Annotated in this window: 1 protein-coding gene; it reads left to right on the top strand. The window is 67.9% G+C overall.

Annotated elements, in window-relative coordinates; translation table 11 throughout:
• Positions 1-160: 160 nt before the first annotated feature.
• The coding region (locus ABD989_RS17640) for a tetratricopeptide repeat protein (RefSeq protein ID WP_345314505.1) at positions 161-994 on the top strand (834 nt) is incomplete at its 3' end.

The following is a 994-nucleotide window of genomic DNA, read 5'->3' on the forward strand; positions in this document are numbered from 1 at the left end:
ATCCCGCCGAGCCTCCACCGCCAACCGAGTGGCCCGCTCCCTCAACTCCAACGGGTACTTACGCTGTGCTGCCATCTTCCTCTGTTCCTCCAGGTTTCGATGTCTCCATCAAACCCGGGGCGGGACACCGGGCGAGCCGGCACAGTTGGTGGAGGTGGTTTTGGACACTGTTGCCGACCGGCTCGATGCGGAGACCGCGGACGCCCTGTTGGGGGCGGTGGCGGTGTCTCGGTCGGGTTTGGCGCCGGCGGATCTGGCGAGTCTGCTGCCGGGTGTGGGTGGGCAGGTGCGGGTGGCGGTGTTTCGGCGGGTGTTGGGTGGCCAGCTGCGTGAGGCTGATGCGACGGGTCGGCTCATGTTTTCGCATGGTGTGGTGCGGGAGGCTTCTGCGCTGCGGGCCCGCGCGGATATGCATGCCCGGCTGGTCGCGCTGCGCGCGGCGGATGACGTGTGGGATTCCATGGATGCGTTGGATGTGGTGTGGCATGCGATCGCGTCCAGTGCTGCGGGGTCGGCTGCAGCCTTGGCGCGAGCACTCAACCAGCGGGTCGCCGGGACGGAAGTGACGCTCATGCGTGCACTACGGGCTTTCCCCGCCGGCCTCGACGTCATCGACGCTCTGGACCCGGAAACCTTGACCGAGCCGGGGATCGAGGCGCTCCTGCACGCTGATCAGGTTTTGGGTGGGGATCATCTGAGCGCGCTGGACCGGATTCGATACGGGCAACGTGTTCTCGCGACCGCACGTGCTGCCAGCGGCACGCTGGGCGATCGCATCGTGTCCTGGGCAGCAAACAATCTCGGGCAGTCGCTGTCGGCGGTGGGGGATTGGTCGGGTGCGCGGGCGGTGTTTGAGGAGTCGTTGGCGTTGGCGCGGGAGTTGCGGGAGGCGCAGCCGGGACTGCTGCAGCCGGTCCGGGACGTCTCGGTCTCGCTGGACAACATGGGCGCGGTGTTGAAGGCGGTGGGGGATTGGGCGGGTGCGCGGGCGGTG

This window comes from Gordonia alkaliphila (assembly GCF_039542465.1).
Classification (GTDB): Bacteria; Actinomycetota; Actinomycetes; order Mycobacteriales; family Mycobacteriaceae; genus Gordonia; species Gordonia alkaliphila.